Source organism: Aeromonas sp. R5-4, assembly GCF_040908215.1.
GTDB classification, from domain to species: Bacteria; Pseudomonadota; Gammaproteobacteria; order Enterobacterales; family Aeromonadaceae; genus Aeromonas; species Aeromonas veronii.
This window is the reverse complement of sequence record NZ_JBFODG010000002.1, coordinates 89,755-108,025: the sequence shown is the minus strand read 5'-3', so window position 1 is coordinate 108,025 and position 18,271 is coordinate 89,755. Positions and strand designations below refer to the sequence as shown.

The following is an 18,271-nucleotide window of genomic DNA, read 5'->3' as shown; positions in this document are numbered from 1 at the left end:
AGGAAGCAGGAAGCAGGAAGCAGGAAGCAGGAAGCAGGAAGCAGGAAGCAGGAAGCAGGAAGCAGGAAGCAGGAAGCAGGAAGCAGGAAGCAGGATAGATTAGCCGAGACAGGCGGCTTGCCAAATATCATTTAACACAGCAATCCGGCGATTTATCATGGCGCCAATCCGCGGTCGCCAAAAAAGAAAATGGCCGAGAAATTATCTCGGCCATTCGTAGCTTGGTCAAAGACTCAAGCCTGGATATTACTCATGTGCAACTTATTAGAAGTTGTACTGCAGAGCAACAGTCCACTCGTCGTCTTGCTTGTCGATGCCCTGGATCTTGTACTCGGTGTAAGCTTTCAGCTTCGGAGTGAAGGCATACTGAACACCCAGCAGGGTCTCGTCAACCAAGTCCTTGTAAGTAGAACCGGCAGCTTGAGCGTTAGCCTTGCCTTCTTTGAAGTTGTAGCCAGCCAGGAAGGTCCAAGCGTCTACGTTGTAAGAAGCAGCCAGCTCGTAACCACGGCCGTCATCTTTCATGCCCAGGCTCTTGTTCTTCACTTCGCCTTCAGTGTAAACACCAGCGAAGTAGAAACCATTGATAGCGTAGTGCGCGCCGACAGCCCACTCGTCTTTCTTACCAGTGTGGCCATTAACTTTGTTTTGCAGGTCAGAGTAGGCATAACCGGCATTGAAGCCCAGACCGAAGTCAAAGTCATAACCAGCAGCTACGCCGTAAGCTTTCTTACGCTTAACGTCTTTACCCCAAATAGCGTCTTCTTTGATCTTCTGACCAACGTCAGTGATTTTGACCGCTACGTCATCGTTGGTTTGGTAGGAAACTTTACCTTTGAAACCACCGAAGGTGTTGGAGTAGATGATTTGACCTTCTTGACGACCGTCATAGAAGTTACCGGCATCGCCCCACTCGTTGAAAATATCGGTCGGCTCGAGTACGTCGTAGAAAGCAGTATCGGTCTGACCGAAGATGATTTTACCGTACTGGGAACCATCAAAACCGGCATAGATGTGACGCGGATCGATGTCGCTGGTATTGCTACCAGAGTTTTCAGCAGCTACTTGCCACTCGGTTTTAGCAATGGCAGACCAAGTGTTGTTCAGAGCTACTTTACCAGACCAGCCCAGACGGGTTGCACCAACCAGTTCTGCTGATTTGTCGTTAGCTTCGCCGTAGTAGTTAGCCTGTACACGGCCGTATACGTCGAAAGTGGTACCGTCTTTGTCATAGATCACTGCGGCGTTAGCAGCGGATGCAAACAGAGCCGGAATAGCAATAGCCAGAATTGTCTTTTTCATAGTTTCCAATGCCTACTGTAATTAAACACTAAGTTGTTGTTATTCCCTGTGTTAGCGATGTTCTTTGCATCACTATGCCGCCGAGACTAGCACCGGATTTTTTGAACCGCAATGAAAAAACTTGGAACTTTTTACGGAAACCATAGTCATGGAGGCAAAAATGTGAGCCAAGTCTCACCTGACAGCAAGGCAAAAGGAAAACGTTTACAATGAATCCTGCTGATTATTTGGACTCAAATAGTCTATTTTGCATGCAAATGACGCTAACTACCTGATAAACAACCAAAGTGGTCTGATCAGCGTAAAACTGCCGTGATAATGGCTGTTGCCTCGACCTCACCAAGGGGTTGCGGGTATCCTTGTCCTTCGATTAACCCCTAACTGGCCCTCTCTTCATGCTCTCTACTCGTCTTAAAGCCACCATTCGTCAAACCTATCGCCAGATTTCGGATGGATTACCCGGTTTTGTGCCGCGCAAAGAGCAGAACTTTCTGGTGGCAGAGATAGCCAAAACCCTGACCGGCGAGTACGACAAACAGCGCCGTATTCTTGTTGCCGAAGCAGGAACCGGTATCGGCAAATCCCTCTCCTATGCGCAAGGTGCCATCCCGGTGGCGCGACTCACCCAGAAGAAGCTGGTGATCTCTACCGCCACCGTGGCCCTGCAAGAGCAGTTGATCCACAAAGACCTTCCTTTTTACCATCGCCACAGCGAGCTGCCGTTTCGCTTTATGTTGGTCAAGGGACGTCAGCGCTACTGCTGCGAACATCTGCTTGAGCAGGCAGCCAGTGGTGCCGAGATGGCCAACTTCGAGCTCGACTTTGGCAGTCTGAGCAAATCCAAGCCATCTGACAGCGACAAAGATCGCTACCAGGCGCTGTGGCAGGCCTACACCAATGGCAAATGGGACGGGGATCGGGACAACTGGCCAGAGCCCATTCCCGACACTTGCTGGGATCGCATCGCCGCCGACCGCCACACCTGCAACAAGGCGCTGAGCCATCACCAGCACTGCCCCTTTCATCGCGCCCGCAACGACATGGAGAGCGCCGATGTGCTGGTCGTCAACCATGCACTGCTGCTCTCCGATCTCACCATGGGCGGCGGCATCATTCTGCCGCCCCCCGATGAGTGCATCTATGTGCTGGATGAGGCCCATCACCTGCCCACCATCGCCCGGGATCACGGCGCAGCGTCGGCCAGCGTCAAAGGCTCGCGTCGCTGGCTGGAGAAGCTGGTACAAAGTGCAGGCAAGCTGGCGCGGACTCTTAATAAGGAGAGCCTGCTCGACCCCCAACTCAAACTGCAGGATGCACTGGCCTCCATCCAGCCCGACCTGAAGGCGGTCGAGCAGTGGCTCAGCACCAACGATCGGCTGTTTGGCACGGAACCCCACTACCGCTTCGCCGAAGGGGTATTGCCGGATCCCCTGCCCATGCTGGCGGAGAATCTCAAGGAGTCGAGCAAGAAGGCGCTGCGGGCGCTGGATCGGATGCAAGGAGCCATCGGTGAAGCGCTGAAAGATGGCGAGATCCGCCGCAAGGAGGCCGAACCCCTGCTGGCCGAGAGCGGTTTTCATCTACAGCGGCTGGAGAGTTTCTGCGCCCTCTGGGAGATGCTGGGGCGCCATGTGCCGACCGGCAAAACCCCGCTCGCCCGCTGGATGGCCAAGAGCGATGACGGCGATATCTGGCTGCACGCCTCACCGATTGAGGTGGGCTATCTGCTGGAGGAGTGGCTCTGGTCAAAATGTCTGGGAGCCGTACTGGTCTCCGCGACCCTCACCGCACTCTCTTCCTTTAGTTATTTTCGCCATCAGGTGGGGCTCAAGGAGCACGACGGCACCCGCTATCTGCGCCTGCGCTCCCCCTTTGACTATCAGAAAGCCGAGCTCTATCTGCCCAAAATGGAGCACGAACCCAACTCGCCGGCCTTTACCAACGAGCTCATCAGCGTACTGCCACGCATTTTGGCGGGCAAGGAGGCGAGTCTGGTGCTCTTCTCCTCCTACCGCCAGATGAATGAGGTGACCATTGGCTTGCGAGCCAAGGGGCTGTCACTGCTGGTGCAGGGGGAAGCCTCCCGCAATGCCCTGCTCACCCTGCACAAACAAAAATGCGATGGCGGTCAGGCCAGCATCCTGTTTGGTACCGGCAGCTTCTCGGAGGGGCTGGATCTGCCGGGTCACTATCTTACCAATCTGGTGATCACCAAACTCCCCTTTGCGGTGCCCAACTCGCCGGTCGAGGAGGCCACCGCCGAGTGGGTGGAGCAACGAGGCGGCAACCCTTTCCTGCAACTGACAGTGCCGGAGGCATCGCGCAAACTGATCCAGGCCTGTGGCCGCCTCATCCGTAAAGAGGCCGATCGGGGACGAGTCACCATTCTTGACCGGCGTCTGCTGACCAAGCGTTATGGCAAGGGGTTACTTGATGCCCTCCCCCCGTTTACACGGCGGATCGAATAAATAAGTCGGCCGCTATTGATAAGCAAACTGACAGCTGCGCAAACATCGAGCACCAGAAAGAGCCATTGCCGCAGTAGGCCAAACCTGTAAAAATGAGCCCCTGTTTTCAGTGGGCAATCGCCTGACTGTTCAAGGAGATGAAATGAAACTGACTGTTCTGGTACCGGCCCTGGCTGGTCTGTTGTGGGCCGGTAGTGCCCTTGCTGATGCCCAATTGGAAGTGTCCACCCCTTATGTCGTCCAGCTGATCGATGGTCAATCCATCAACCCCAAGCTGCTCGACAAAACCAGCACCTTCCCCCTCTCTGCCGGCAAACACCAGTTGGTCGTCGCCTTTGAAGGCAACTACTCCAGCCGTAACGAAATCAAGCTGGTGACCGCCGAGCCGCTGGTGCTGAACTTCACTGCTGCCGACAACCAAAAGCTGGTGCTGGACTATAAAAAGCCCCGCAACGAAGCCGAAGCCAAGCAGTTTGTCAAAGAGCAGAAAGTGGCGCTGAAAGACAAGGTCAGTGGTCAGCAAGTGAGCAGCGAACAGTTCGTGATGCCGAAAGTAGAGGGCTTCCAGCTGACCCGTGACTATCAGCAAGAGCTGATCAACATGGGGAAAGCCTTCAACCAGCCCAAAGCAGTGGCCGTCTCTTCTGCTGCCGTGATGGCTGCCGCCAGCGCACCGGTTCAGGTTGCCCCCAGCAAGGCTCAAAGCAATCCGGAAGCGCTGACCCAGTTGCAAAACTGGTACAACAAGGCAGATGCGGAAACCCGCAAAGCCTTCCAGATCTGGGTTATCCAGCAGCAATAAGCCGGGCTGAGAGATTGACTGAAAGGGGAGCCAAGCTCCCCTTTTCCATATCCTGCGGTCTCACTCACGACGCGTCTTGATTTATGCGCTGCCACTTCCCCTTTATATAGGGAGTGTATATATGGATTCATCTGCTGATTTCATATATAGAAAGCGCCACCTTGCCAGGGAGAATGGCACCATGTCGTTGCGCATTTTCTATCACCCCCTCTACTCCTCCCTGACGCTACCCGAGCGCCATCGCTTCCCGCTGGCCAAGTATCAGGGGCTGTTTGAGCAGTTGCAGGCGCAGGGTTACCCCCTGGGCGAAGCGCCAGCGGCCACCCGGGAGCAAATCTGTCGCATTCACGATGCCGATTATGTCGCGGCGGCCCTGAGCGGCCAGCTTGAAGCTCGCGCCATCCGCAAGATCGGTTTTCCCTGGTCACCCATGCTGATAGAGCGCACCTTGCGCTCGGTGGGTGCCACCGTTGCCGCCAGCCGCCATGCTCTTGAGCAGGGATGCGGCTTGCAGATCTCCGGTGGCTACCACCACGCCCATCGGGATCACGGCAGCGGTTTTTGTCTGTTCAACGATCTGGTGATTGCCGCCCAGGCTTGCCTCGACGAGGGGCGCTGTGAACAGGTGCTGATCGTCGATCTCGATGTACATCAGGGAGATGGCAGTGCGACCCTGTGCGCCGGAAGGCGCGATATCATCACCCTCTCCCTCCATGGGGAGCACAACTTTCCCCATCACAAAGCCGCCTCTCACCTCGACTTTCCGCTGCCAAGCGGCATGACGGACGATGCCTATCTCACCACACTGCAACAGGCACTCTCGCTGGCACTGCGGCTCTATTCGCCGGATCTCATCCTCTATCAGGCGGGCGTCGATGTGCATCATGCCGACGAGCTTGGTTATCTCTCCTTGAGCGATGCAGGGGTTCGCCTGCGCGATGCCATGGTATTTGACTGTGCAATCAAGCATGGGTTGCCCATCGCGGCGGTGCCCGGTGGCGGCTATCGCCGCGACTGGCAGCAGCTGATCCCGCTTCATATGTCGCTGTTTGAGACGGCATGCCACCGTTTTGGCTGATGGCATGGCTTTATAGCGCGGACACCCCATCAGAAGTGGGCGGGCACTTCACCAGATAAAACAGAAGAGGCGACCCCTGGGGTCGCCTCTTCGTGTTTCGTCATCTGGGTCACACAAGCTCGCTCGTTGCCAGGCAAGCTCGGGACGCCTGAGTATAACTATTTCTGACGCTTGCGGGCGTACTTGCGACGGGCGCGGGCCTGACGCTCCTCTTCCCGCTCGGCCTTCTCTTTGGCTTTTTGCTCGGCTTCTGCGGCGGCTTCGACAATCTCGACGCTCACCATCTCCGGCGTCTCCAGCGAGATGCGGCCAAGCAAGCCGGAGCGGAACTCGTTGATCAGGATCTCGGACGCCTTGTGCAGGTCGGCCAGCCCCCCTTTGCGCATAAACGCCCGCTGGCGGGCGATCATCTCCAGCAGTTCGATCTCGGTCTCGGGCAGCTCGTCAATCTGGTAGCGCGCCTTGATCCGCTCCGGATAGGCCTTGATGAAGTAGTCAGCGGCGAACATGGCGATATCGGCATAGTCGAACACCGTGTCCTTGATGGCCGCGGTGATGGCCAGACGATAACCACAGGAGGGCGGGTTGAGCTTGGGCCAGAGGAAACCCGGGGTATCGGTCAGGATAACGTTGTTATCCAGCTTGATCCGCTGCTGGGACTTGGTCACCCCCGCCTCGTTGCCGGTACGGGCGATGATGCGCCCCGCCAGAGTATTGATCAGGGTGGACTTGCCCACGTTGGGGATCCCCATGATCATCGCCCGCACGCCGCGCAGCTCAAAATTGCGCTCCGGCAGCATCTCATGGCAGAGGGTCAGCAGTTGCTTGATCTTCTCCGGCTCTTGTTGTGTCAACGGCAGCGCCTTGATCCCCTTCTCTTTTTCCATGTGCGCCACCCACAGATCGGTGATCGCCGGATCGGCCAGGTCCGCCTTGTTCAGCACCTTGATCACCGGGGTATCACCACGCAGCTCGGGCACCAGCGGGTTTTCGCTGGAGAAGGGGATGCGGGCATCGAGCATCTCGATGATCACATCGACCTGGGGCATGACCTCGGCAATCTCTTTGCGGGCCTTGTGCATGTGACCGGGGAACCAGTTGATGGACATATCCGTTACTCTCTGTGGGGGCTGCGGGCGCGCGCATGGAACAACAGGCGCTCTGCCGCGGGCATCGAACGAAGGGGGCGCATTTTACCTGCTGCGGGCCTCTTTTGACAGGTCATTCTAACCATCACCTCATCAAATCAGCAAACCGCCGAGGCGGAGCAACCTTGCCGGAAGCGACCGGACCAACTGGCTCAATTGATAGATAACACATTGATATAGTGTAACATTTTCATCACTTTTTCACACAACCGTCACCGATAGTCAGTAAAAGTGTCATCTGCCCCCTCTAGGCTGCGCTCAGGTTTTACAAGGAGCGAACCCCAATGAGAAAAATGGCAGGACTTGCAGTGATGATCGGCGCCGCCCTGGCTGCCGGCTGCAAATCAGACAATGACACGGTGGCGACCAAGCCCGCAGCCCAACCCACCAACGTTATCTTCTTCCTCGGCGACGGCATGGGCCTCAACACCCTGACGGCCGCCCGCATCTACGGTGTCGGCGAAGAGGGTGATCTCACCATCGATACCCTGCCAGAGACGGCCTTTATCAAGACCTTCTCCCATGATGCCCAGGTCACTGACTCGGCCCCCTCCATGGCGGCCTACATGACCGGGGTCAAGAGCAACAACGGCGTCATCAGCATGGACGGCGACGCCACCTATGAGAGCGACTGCAGCAAGAGCGCCGGCAAGCCGGTGACCACCCTGCTGGAGCTGGCCAAAGCCGATGGCCGCGGTACCGGTGTGGTAACCAGCACCCGGGTAACCCACGCCACCCCAGCGGCTACCTATGCCCATATCTGCAACCGGGATCTGGAAGCGGATATCGCCGTCCAGCTGGTACCGGGCGGCAAAGGCTACAACAGCGCCCTCAAAGAGGGGCTGGATGTGGTGCTCGGTGGCGGCAGCAGTTTCTTCCTGCCCAAAACCGACAAGGGCAAGCGGGAGGATGGGCGCAACCTCATCAGCGAAATGCAGGCCAAGGGCTACCAGTTTGCCAGCAATCTGGATGAGCTGAACAAGGCCGATGCGGGCAAGCCGCTGCTGGGACTGTTTGGTTCCAGTCACATGAAATATGACCTGGACCGCCCTGCCAGCGAGCCGTCACTGGCCCAGATGACCCTGGCCGCCATCAAGCAGCTCAAGGGCAAAGAGAAGGGTTACTTCCTGATGGTGGAAGGGGGCCGTATCGACCACGCCCTGCACGACACCAACGCCAAGCGGGCGCTGCAGGACACCATCGCCTTCGACAACGCCATCAAGGCTGCCATCGACGAGGTGAAAAAGAGCGACCCCGAGCTGAAAAACACCCTGATCGTGGTTACCGCCGATCACGACCACACGCTAGTGCTCAACGGTTATGCCAAGCGCACCGGCAAGACCACCGCCGACAACCCCGGCGTACTCGGGCTGGTGAAGAACTACGAGACTGGCGAGCCAAGCAAGGATAGCGAGGGCATGCCCTACACCATCATAGGTTTTGGCAACGGCTACAACCGGGTGGATGGCCCGCGCAGCAGCGTCGCCCCGCTCGACGATGCCACCGTCTCCGCCAATGACTACCACCAGGAAGTGGTGGTCAAGGTAGGCGAAATCGGCAACGAGACCCACGGCGGCACCGATGTCTTCCTCGGCGCCATCGGCAAGGGGGCTGACAGCTTCCATGGCTCACTCGATAACACCGCCGTGTTCGGCAAGATCAAGGCTGCGGCCAAGCTGTAAGGAGCACTTTCATGAGCAAACAGATGAACACATCCATCAAGCACACGCTGGTCTGCGCCGCCCTGTTCAGTGCGCTGGGCGCAACCTCCCAGGCACAGGCCGGTGATGCCAAAAACGTCATTCTCTTTATCGGTGATGGCATGGGCCCCACCGTGCTCACCGCCACCCGCCTGTTCAAGGTGGGAGAAGAGGGCAATCTGGAGATGATGAAACTGCCGCGCAGTGCCCGCATCAAGACCTTCTCCAACGATGCCCAGACCACCGACTCGGCCCCCTCCATGGCGGCCTACACCACCGGGGTCAAGATGAACAACGAGGTGATCGCCATGAGCAGCGACACCAAAGCCGTCGCCCCCGGCAAAGACGTCAATGGCAACAAAACAGTCAACAATTGCAGCAGCGATAACGGCAAGCCGGTGCCCACCATCCTCGAGCTGGCCAAGGCGGCAGGCAAATCGGTCGGGGCCGTCACCACCACCGAGCTGACCCACGCGACCCCGGCGGCTACCTACGCCCACATCTGCCATCGGGATGCCGCTTATGACATCGCCGCCCAGGCAGTCCCGGGAGGCGCTGGCTATAACAGTGCCCTCAAGGATGGGGTCGATGTGCTGATGGGCGGTGGTGCCAACCACTGGACCCCCTACAGCGCCAGCAACAAGGGCGGTCGCAATGACAACCGCGACCTGACCGCCGAGATGAAGGCGCAGGGATACAGCTATGTCACCACCCAAAGTGAACTGGCCAAGGTCACCAGCGGCAAGGTGCTCGGTCTGTTCAGCAGCAAATCCCACCTCGACTACGAGCTGGATCGGGTCGCCAAGGGGGCTGCCAATACCCAGCCGTCCCTCTCCGAAATGACCGCCAAGGCGATCGACCTGCTGAGCAAGAACAGTCAGGGTTATTTCCTGATGGTAGAAGGCGGCCGGATCGATCATGCCCTGCACGGCACCAACGCCAAGCGCTCGCTCACCGACGCAGTGGCTCTGGATGAGGCTGTCAAGACGGCGCTGGGTAAAGTGGATCTCAACAATACCCTGATCGTGGTCACCGCCGACCATGACCACACCATGACCATTAACGGCTACTCAGCCAAGGGCAATCCGGTGCTGGATCTGGTGAAAAATGGCGACGGCTCGACCCAGAACGACGTGGATGGCAAGCCCTTCACCACCCTGGTGTTCGGTAACGGCCCCAATCGTGCGGCCGTGCGCCCGGTCCTCACCAGCGATCAGGTGATGGCCAATAACTATCTGCAGGAGACCGGCGTCAAACTGACATCGGAAACCCATGGCGGCGGCGATGTTATGCTGTTTGCCGATGGCGCCGGCAGCAACCGCTTCAAAGGCACACTGGATAACACCAAGGTGTTTGGCAAACTGCGGGAGGCGCTCGGCCTGTAAGCAGCAGGGGCCCGGGTGCATCTGAGCAATAGACTCAGCGGCCCGGGCCCCGGCTCTTTCGAGCGACAGATGATGATGCGACTTTTGCTTTCGTTATGGCTGCTTGGCAGCACCCTCGCCTTCCCCCTGCATGCTGACGACACGCCCCCGGATCTCGCCGCCCGGATCAGCTATCACGACCGGAACACCGGCAGCGATGGCATCGCCAGAGAGAGTGTCTGGCAAGAGAAGTGGCTGCGCGTGGGCAATCAGGTGTGGAGCCAGCGGCTCATTCCCCTCCCCCTTGCCCGTGCCTATCACGCCACTCACGACGCCCCCCCCGGCCACAAGCACTTTACCCACCAGATGGCGGCCCGCTGGGTCAGCCGCAGTGATGAGGGTGAAATTCAGCTGCGCTATGCCGACAGCTGGCACAACCAGCTGGTTGAGGTGCCGGTGGAAGAGTATGGCCAGGTGGCCTTCAAACCCGACTGGCTGCGGATCCGCCATCTCGTCAACCCGGTGCTGATCGAGGGGATGACTCCACTGGATGAGGCCGCCCCCGAGCAGGCCCGCTGGTATGAAAAGCGCGAAGGGCAGCAACGAACCCGCATTCTCTGGTCGAGTCAGTGGCAGATCCCGCTGGTGGTCGAGTCGGCCAGCCTCGATGGCTATCGCAGCTACCGGATGGAGGTGACCCTGCGCAAGCTGCCTGCTCAGCTCCCCTGGCAGCAACTCGCTGATTACGAAGTGCGCGATCTGCGGGATTTCTTCGACTGAGATCCCAACCCCTCAGCGGGCACAACGACAACGCAGGCAGGAATGTTACACTCTGCATATTCGACTCTGGCTCACGACCTTGATGCGCGCTCTCTGCCTGCCCTTTTTTGCCCTGCTGTTATTGCTGGTACACACCGGTGCCCAGGCTATTGTGCTGGTGGCGGCCGAGCTGCCCCCTTACGTCATTCAGTCCTCCCATGGTAAACCCAGCGGGGTGGGTATCGAGATCATGGAGGAAGCAGCCCGCCGTCTAGGCGAGCCGCTTACTATCGAGCTGATGCCACTTCCACGTGCACTGACCCAGACAATTCACCGTCCCGATGTATTGATGATACCGCCCGTGCGAAGCAGTCAGCGAGAGCACCTCTACCAGTGGGTAACGCCCATCCTCGATGAGCAGTTTTTGATCGTCAGCGATCGCCGGTTTCACCCAAAAGCACTGAAAAGCAGCGATTTGAAAAACCTTGATGTGGGCGTGCTGCGCTACTCGTTTGGTCAACACCTACTCAAACAACGCATCGGGATCCGGGGAGAGACAGTGGCAGATGAGCAACTCAACGCTCATAAACTCCATCGCGGTCGCATTGATGCCTGGGTCGCCGCATGGAATGTCATCCTGTATGCCCAACAACAAGACAAACGCTCATCACAGCAGCTGGTTCGCGGGGAAGTGTTGATGAACACCCAACTGTTCCTGGCCGCTCACAAGGATTTCCCCTTCAAACAAGCGCAGCGCTGGCAAGCCGTGATCGACGAGATGCGCCATGATGGCACACTGGCGCGGATCATCCGTCAGTACAACTATCAGGCTCCTGAGTAGTCACTCAATCGCGGTTGCCAAGGCCAGCCAGAATGGTTATGGTAGCCCCATGAAAATACTCGCTATTTCCTCGCACTTGCTCACACCCTGCTGAGCCCCCGCCTCGCTCCTTCGGCCGCGAGTCGCTTGGGGGCATGGCATTTTCAATCGATTGAACCTGTTGAATCCATTTTTGTAACACTTTGCGTGATGGCCAACCTGCACCCGCCGGTATGGGCCTATCCGCTATTGATAAGGAATATCTTATGAAACAACCTCATCTGGTTATCTCCAGCCTTGATCTGGATCGTATCGAACAACTGCTCGGCAACCACCCGCAGCATCTGGCCCTGCAAGAGGAGCTGGACCGCGCCGAGATCCGCGAACCGGCCGACATGCCGCCGGACGTGGTCACCATGAACAGCAAGGTGCGTTTCAAGATGCAGAGCAGCGGCAACGAGTTCTGCCTCACCCTGGTCTACCCGCGCGATGCCAAGGGCGACGAGAGCAACATCTCGGTACTGGCGCCGGTGGGCAGCGCCCTGCTCGGTCTGAAAGTGGGCGACAGCATCGCCTGGCCAGGCCCGGCCGGTCGCACCATCGAGGTAGAAATTCTGGAAGTGGTCTATCAGCCCGAACGCGCCGGCGAGCTGCACCGCTGAGTCCCCCGGGCTGGTCATCCCCCTGTTGATCAGCCCGCTTATTAGCCCTTGCCAGCTGATCCCGATCAAGCTTTGCGCACCTTGCCCCCCGGTTTTTAGCCCCTTTTCCTGCTGCTGCTTGAGCCTGACTCGGGGGGCAGGTATCTTGTTGGCCGCGTCATGGTCATGACGCACCGAATTTCAGGCTGACATCATGATAAAAATTGCCCTCATCGACGATCACCAGATCGTCCGATCCGGTTTTGCCCAACTGCTCAATCTGGAGCCCGACCTGCAGGTGGTCGCCGAATTCGGCTCCGCCAGCGATGCCCTTGCCGGCCTGCCCGGCAGCGGGGCGCGGGTCTGCGTCTGCGACATCTCGATGCCCGACCAATCGGGGCTGGATCTGCTCAAGCAGCTCCCCTCCGGTCTCGCGGTGGTGATGCTCTCGGTACACGACAGCCCCGCCCTCATCGAGCAGGCACTGCAGACCGGTGCCAAGGGATTTCTCTCCAAGCGCTGCAGTCCGGACGAGCTGATCGCCGCCGTGCGCACCGCCGCACAGGGGGGGTGTTATCTGACGCCGGACATCGCCCAGAAACTGGCCAGCAGCAGCCGGGATCCCCTCACCAATCGGGAGCGGGAGATTGCCCAGTTGCTGGCACAGGGGCTGGAGGTGAAAGCCATCGCCGAGCAGCTTGGACTCTCCCCCAAGACGGTTCACGTCCATCGCGCCAACCTGATGGACAAGCTCAAGGTCAGCAACAACGTCGAGCTGGCCCACCGCATGCTGGATAGCTGGTGATCTCCCGTCTTGCCAGCTATGTCGCCATCGCGCTGGCGGCCTGCTTCATCTTTGCCGCCGGCTGGTTTTGCCTCTGGAGCATCAGCCTGCATCTGGCGGGTGGCCCAGCGCTGGCGGTGCTGCTGTTCCCCTTCGGCCTGCGCCTCGGGTTGCTGCTGCAAAGTCCCGGCCACTACTGGCCGCCGCTGTTGCTGTGCGAAGGGCTGCTGCTCTACTGGCTCAATCTGGAAGTGGGGCTGCCCCACTGGCCTTGGCTGGTCGCGGGCAGTCTGCTGACCCTGCTACCGCTGCTGATTGCCCGTCGCCAGCAGGTGCGCAACGACTGGCAGCAACTGTTGCTGCTGCTCGCCACCGTCACGGCGGCGGCGCTGCTGCAAGCCCTGCTCTGGCATCTGGCCGGGGAAGATGGCCTCTCGGCCCTGCTGCTCAGCCTGACCGGCGGGCTGACGCTGACCTCCACCTGTATGCTGATCTGGCACTACCTCACCCGCGCCACTTGGGTGCCACTGGGGCCTGCGCTGGTGGATCAGCCGGTAGAGTGGCGCTTTCGCCATCTGGTCTGGTATCTGCTGCTGTTCGTATTGAGCCTCTGGCTGCAACTGGGATTGCCCAACTCGCTGGTGCGCTTCACCCCGTTTTGTCTCGCCATCCCCATCATCGCCATGGCGTGGCGCTACGGCTGGCAGGGGGCGCTGCTCGCCACCCTGATGAACACCATCGCCCTGCTGGCCAGTCAGGCCTGGCACGATCACCCCCTCGATCTGCTGCTCTCCCTGCTGGCCCAGAGCCTCACCGGCCTGCTGCTCGGCGCCGGGATCCAGCGCCAGCGCGAACTCAATCAGGCGCTGACCCGCCAGCTCGCCCACAATCGCCAGCTCACCGAGCGGCTGCTGGAGACCGAGGAGAGCATCCGCAAGGAGGTGGCGCGCGAGCTGCACGACGACATCGGCCAGACCATCACAGCCATTCGTACCCAGGCCGGGATCGTGCGCCGCCTCGCCCCCGATAATGCCGGTGTGGGCCAGAGCAGTACCCTGATCGACACCCTGTCGCTCGGGATCTATGACGCGGTGCGCGGCCTGCTCGGGCGGCTGCGCCCGCGCCAGCTCGACGACATGACTCTGGAACAGGCGGTACGGGCACTGCTGAGGGAGCTGGAGCTGGAGCGTCACGGCATCGTCACCCGGCTGGAGTGGCAGCTGGCAGATGGGGATCTCTCCGATGCCCAGCGGGTCACCCTGTTCCGGGTCTGTCAGGAGGGGCTCAACAACGTAGTAAAACATGCCAACGCCCACTCGGTCACCATTCGCGCCCGGGCCAGCGGCGAGCTGTTGCAACTGGTACTGGAAGATGATGGCCGCGGTCTGCCGGAAAGCCGCCCGCAGCAGGGCTATGGCCTGCTCGGCATTCGCGAGCGAGTACAGGCCCTCGGTGGCAGTCTGCAACTCTCCTGCATCCACGGCACCCAGCTGACGGTCAACCTGCCCAGTCGTAGACGGGAGGAGAGTCATGGCTAATCACCACCAGAGGGCCTGCCTGTGCTGAGTTTTATGAGAAGCGCACCGCCCCGGCCCCTTATCCGGGATCAGGCCGAGATCGACACCACCTATCGCCACTGGCGGCTGCACCTGCTGCTGACCATGTATCTGGGCTATGCGGTCTTCTACTTCACCCGCAAGAGTTTCAACTTCGCCATGCCGGACATGCTGGCGAGCGGCATGCTGGACAAGTCCGATATCGGCATGCTCTGGACCCTGTTCTACATCACCTACGGTTGCTCCAAGTTCTTCTCCGGCATCATCAGTGACCGCGCCAACCCGCGCTACTTTATGGGTGTCGGACTGATGGCCACCGGCGTTATCAATATCCTGTTCGGCCTCTCGTCGGCACTCTGGATGTTTGCCGCCCTCTGGGTCGCCAACGCCTTCTTCCAGGGCTGGGGTTGGCCCCCCTGCTCCAAGCTGCTCACCAGCTGGTATTCGCGCACCGAGCGCGGGGTCTGGTGGTCGGCCTGGAACACCGCTCACAACGTGGGCGGGGCGCTCATCCCCCTTATCGTCAGCACCATCGCCCTGCAGCATGGCTGGCGCTACGGCATGATAGTGCCCGGCCTTATCGCCATCATCGCGGGATTGTTCCTCTGCTGGCGACTGCGGGATACCCCGAGCGCCATGGGATTGCCAACGGTGGGCGAGTGGCGCAAGGATGCCATGGAGCTGGCCCAGCAGACTCAGGATGCGGGGCTCTCCCATCGCCAGATCCTGCGCAAATATGTGCTGGGTAACCCCTATATCTGGCTGCTCGCCTGCTGTTACGTGCTGGTCTATGTGGTGCGTACAGCCATCAATGACTGGGGCAACCTCTACATGACCGAGCAGCGCGGCTTCAATCTTATGAGCGCCAACTCGGCCATCTCCATGTTCGAGGTGGGAGGCTTTATCGGTGCGCTGGTGGCGGGCTGGGGATCGGACAAGCTGTTCAACGGCAACCGTGGCCCGATGAACCTCATCTTTGCGGTGGGGATCCTGCTGGCGGTGGGATCGCTCTGGCTGATGCCCTTCTTCAGCTATGTGATGCAGGCGGCCTGCTTCTTCACCATCGGCTTCTTCGTGTTTGGCCCCCAGATGCTGATCGGTATGGCGGCGGCGGAGTGCTCCCACAAAAACTCGGCGGGAGCGGCCACCGGCTTTGTCGGTCTCTTTGCATACATGGGGGCGGCGCTGTCAGGTTATCCGCTGGCCAAGGTGATGGAGATCTGGCACTGGAACGGCTTCTTCGTGGTGATCTCGGTGGCGGCGGGCGTCTCGGCCCTGCTGCTGCTCCCCTTCCTCAAGGCGCAGGCACCGCGCCCCCAGCCTGCCGAGATAACGTAATACCGGACTGAACGGGAGTTATACCTCCCGACCAGCCTGACAGACCCGGTTCTTGCCTTGCCGCTTGGCGCTGTAGAGCGCATGGTCGGCCTGAGTGAACAGAGGGTCAAAGTGCCACTCCCCTTGCCAGTGGGAGAGTCCCATGCTGACCGTGATGGAGAGGCCGCCCATGTTGCGGTTCGCGACCTCCTCCAGTAATCCCTCGCAGCGCTGCAGGGCCAGCACGCCGGGCTGCGAGAAGAGCAGCACAAACTCCTCGCCACCGAAACGACTGCACACCAGATCGGGCTGACTACCCAGATAGGCACCGAGCTCGGCCAGCACCCGATCACCCACCTCATGGCCATGCTGGTCATTGATCTGCTTGAAATCATCGATGTCGAGCACGGCCAGCGCGCCGCCGTCACCCAACTTTTGCTGCTTCAGCTGCTCCATAAAGCCGCGCCGGTTGAGCAGGCCGGTGAGAGGATCGTGGCTCGCCTGCTGGCGCAGCGCCAGCGCCCGGTATTGGGTACAGAGCAGCAACACCCCGAAGGTGGAGAGATAACTCCCCATCAACATGGAGAGGAAGGGCAGCACATTGACCCCACTCTTATCCATCAGCATCTGTACGTTGTCCTGCCAGAGGAACCAGAGCCGCATCAAGTAGAAGGCGTAGAGCAGCACGTTGACCAGGGTAAAGACCATCACCGCCGGCAGATAGTGGGGGTAACCGTGGCGCCAGACCAGATAGACGATCACAGCACCCAGCACCATGTAACTCAGGCAAGCCAGCAACACCCGGGATGCCATCCCCCCCTCCACAATGCACCAGCTCAGAAGCAGCAGATAGACCAGCATGAAGAGCCCCCCGGTACGCCAGTTCGGGGGCTGTCCGAAAAAGCGCTGCAGCGCCGGCGGCATCAACACAATGCAGAGCGTGATCAGGGTATTGGCCAGCCAGATGCCGGAGGGGCTGGGGAAAAATGCCTGTAACGAGAAAAGTATCTGGGCCACCAGCGCACAGAGACTGGACCACCACCATAACCCGATGCCCGGGATCTCCCGGTGAGTCGACCAGATAATGGAGAGCGTGATAAACCCGAGGCTATATCCCCCCAATGCCATCACCATCAGGGTAAATACATCCAGCTTCAGCAACAACGAGACATCCATATCAAAACCAAGCAGAGGGAGGTAAGTGAGTATATGAGAACCGTTTGCCAAGACCCAGAGACCCTGACTGTTTTCACAATAAAAACATATTGTTCGTCTGTTTTTCACACCACCAGATAACTCACACCATTCCGCTATAGCAGGTTTGAGATATGCAAGAAAGATAAGCCCAACCAGAATAAAGCCACATACGAGCCCCTCTCTATGTAACAAAATGTCTTGGGGATAATTTGGGCTTGAACCCACTCAATTAGATAGATATGTTGTTTTCGTGTGATTTTATGAATGAAGCCATGAGCAATAAATGTCTCTAACCTGTTGAGTCTTCTGACACAATCTGTTTTTGGTACATTTTTCACTCAACCACTATTCATAGCATCTCATATGGGGCTTTTGTCCCGCTCAAGACATTCATCCTGTCTTGCCTGTTGCCGGATGCAGCAGTCTCTTGTGCCACGGAGTCGCACGGGATCAGGTTCAAGGCCGAACACACCACCGACAGAGACGTCACTTATGATCAAAAAACTGATTCTTTCTACCCTGCTGTTTTGCGGGATCGCCACGGCGGCCCCGACCCCAGCCCCCACCTCCACCCTGGATGCCGTGCTCGAACGCGGCGTGCTGCGAGTCGGCTTTGATGCCGGCTATCAACCCTTCGAGATGACCAACAAGCAGGGCCAATACATTGGCTTTGATGTGGATCTCGCCAAGATGGTCGCCAAAGAGATGGGCGTGAAGGTCGAGTTCGTCAACACCGCCTGGGATGGCATCATTCCGGCGCTGCTGACCAACAAGTTCGACGTCATCATGGGCGGCATGACCGTCACTCCCCAGCGCAACCTGCGGGTCAACTTTGCCGATCCCTACATCGTGGTCGGCCAGACCATAGTCCTGCGTAAAGAGAAGGCGGGCGAAATCAAATCCTTCACCGACCTCAACGACCCGAAATACAAGATCGCGGTCAAGCTCGGCACCACCGGCGAGCAGGCAGTCAAGCGCCTGATCCCCAAAGCCACCCTGCTGCAGTTTGAAACCCAGGATGACGCCAAGCTGGAGGTGATCAACGGCAAGGTCGATGCGTTCGTCTATGACCTGCCCTACAACGCTATTTTCGCCTCCCAGAATCAGGGCGCCGTGGTGCACCTCGACAAGCCGTTCACCTTCGAGCCGCTGGCCTGGGCCATCCGCAAAGGGGATCAGGACACCCTCAACTGGTTCAACAACTACCTGCGCCAGATCAAGGGCGATGGCAGCTACGACCGTATCTACAAGAAATGGTTCGAATCCAACGCCTGGCTGAATCAGCTCAAATAACCTCCCGGGGGCGGCACATGCCGCCCCTGCACCACGCAGCTC

General features: G+C 58.9%; 15 protein-coding genes. 12 read left to right on the top strand and 3 right to left on the bottom strand.

Annotation, left to right across the window (positions count from 1 at the left end; translation table 11 throughout):
• Positions 1-264 precede the first annotated feature (264 nt).
• Positions 265-1,302 carry a porin gene (locus tag AB5Y83_RS01780; protein WP_021231018.1) on the bottom strand — a complete coding sequence of 346 codons (1,038 nt, stop codon included), beginning with the start codon at positions 1,300-1,302 and terminating at the stop codon, positions 265-267.
• A 395-nt stretch (positions 1,303-1,697) separates the two neighbouring features.
• Between AB5Y83_RS01780 and dinG the strand changes: the two genes are divergently transcribed.
• The 3 genes from dinG (at position 1,698) to AB5Y83_RS01765 (ending at position 5,650) form a co-directional block, all read left to right on the top strand.
• The gene (gene dinG / locus AB5Y83_RS01775) at positions 1,698-3,770 is read left to right on the top strand and encodes an ATP-dependent DNA helicase DinG (RefSeq protein WP_368174594.1); all 2,073 of its coding nucleotides are present in this window, start codon (positions 1,698-1,700) and stop codon (positions 3,768-3,770) included.
• Between the two features lie 142 nt (positions 3,771-3,912).
• Complete coding sequence (locus AB5Y83_RS01770; protein ID WP_368174593.1) at positions 3,913-4,572, top strand: DUF2057 family protein; 660 nt, start codon at positions 3,913-3,915, stop codon at positions 4,570-4,572.
• Between the two features lie 181 nt (positions 4,573-4,753).
• A complete protein-coding gene (locus AB5Y83_RS01765; protein WP_368174592.1) occupies positions 4,754-5,650 on the top strand; it encodes a histone deacetylase in 897 nt (298 codons plus the stop codon).
• Between the two features lie 158 nt (positions 5,651-5,808).
• Here the strand turns inward: AB5Y83_RS01765 and ylqF are convergent, their stop codons facing one another.
• Entirely contained in the window at positions 5,809-6,759 is a 951-nt protein-coding gene (ylqF, locus tag AB5Y83_RS01760; RefSeq protein WP_005334061.1) for a ribosome biogenesis GTPase YlqF, read from the bottom strand.
• A gap of 323 nt (positions 6,760-7,082) precedes the next feature.
• On the opposite strand from ylqF, the gene AB5Y83_RS01755 reads away from it, so the two are divergent.
• The 8 genes from AB5Y83_RS01755 (at position 7,083) to AB5Y83_RS01720 (ending at position 15,760) form a co-directional block, all read left to right on the top strand.
• Entirely contained in the window at positions 7,083-8,480 is a 1,398-nt protein-coding gene (locus AB5Y83_RS01755; protein WP_288729015.1) for an alkaline phosphatase, read from the top strand.
• 11 nt (positions 8,481-8,491) lie between these two features.
• Positions 8,492-9,883: an alkaline phosphatase gene (locus AB5Y83_RS01750; protein ID WP_368174591.1), complete on the top strand. Its 1,392-nt coding sequence runs from the start codon at positions 8,492-8,494 to the stop codon at positions 9,881-9,883.
• Between the two features lie 72 nt (positions 9,884-9,955).
• Positions 9,956-10,642: a hypothetical protein gene (locus tag AB5Y83_RS01745; protein WP_304521002.1), complete on the top strand. Its 687-nt coding sequence runs from the start codon at positions 9,956-9,958 to the stop codon at positions 10,640-10,642.
• Positions 10,643-10,724: 82 nt separating this feature from the next.
• Positions 10,725-11,462 carry an ABC transporter substrate-binding protein gene (locus AB5Y83_RS01740; RefSeq protein WP_129504291.1) on the top strand — a complete coding sequence of 246 codons (738 nt, stop codon included), beginning with the start codon at positions 10,725-10,727 and terminating at the stop codon, positions 11,460-11,462.
• A gap of 245 nt (positions 11,463-11,707) precedes the next feature.
• Positions 11,708-12,103, top strand: a complete 396-nt coding sequence (rnk, locus tag AB5Y83_RS01735) for a nucleoside diphosphate kinase regulator (RefSeq protein ID WP_005334070.1) — start codon at positions 11,708-11,710, stop codon at positions 12,101-12,103.
• A 193-nt stretch (positions 12,104-12,296) separates the two neighbouring features.
• Complete coding sequence (uhpA, locus tag AB5Y83_RS01730) at positions 12,297-12,887, top strand: transcriptional regulator UhpA (RefSeq protein WP_005334071.1); 591 nt, start codon at positions 12,297-12,299, stop codon at positions 12,885-12,887.
• Positions 12,884-14,404, top strand: a complete 1,521-nt coding sequence (gene uhpB / locus AB5Y83_RS01725) for a signal transduction histidine-protein kinase/phosphatase UhpB (RefSeq protein WP_368174590.1) — start codon at positions 12,884-12,886, stop codon at positions 14,402-14,404. The genes uhpA and uhpB overlap by 4 nt, the downstream gene beginning before the upstream one ends.
• A 21-nt stretch (positions 14,405-14,425) precedes the next feature.
• Entirely contained in the window at positions 14,426-15,760 is a 1,335-nt protein-coding gene (locus tag AB5Y83_RS01720) for an MFS transporter (RefSeq protein ID WP_107685193.1), read from the top strand.
• Positions 15,761-15,778: 18 nt separating this feature from the next.
• Here the strand turns inward: AB5Y83_RS01720 and AB5Y83_RS01715 are convergent, their stop codons facing one another.
• Positions 15,779-16,915, bottom strand: coding sequence for a GGDEF domain-containing protein (locus tag AB5Y83_RS01715; RefSeq protein WP_368174589.1), 1,137 nt, complete (start codon positions 16,913-16,915; stop codon positions 15,779-15,781).
• A 513-nt stretch (positions 16,916-17,428) separates the two neighbouring features.
• Here AB5Y83_RS01715 and AB5Y83_RS01710 point away from each other — a divergent pair.
• Positions 17,429-18,229: a transporter substrate-binding domain-containing protein gene (locus AB5Y83_RS01710; protein ID WP_368174588.1), complete on the top strand. Its 801-nt coding sequence runs from the start codon at positions 17,429-17,431 to the stop codon at positions 18,227-18,229.
• The last annotated feature ends 42 nt before the right edge of the window (positions 18,230-18,271 follow it).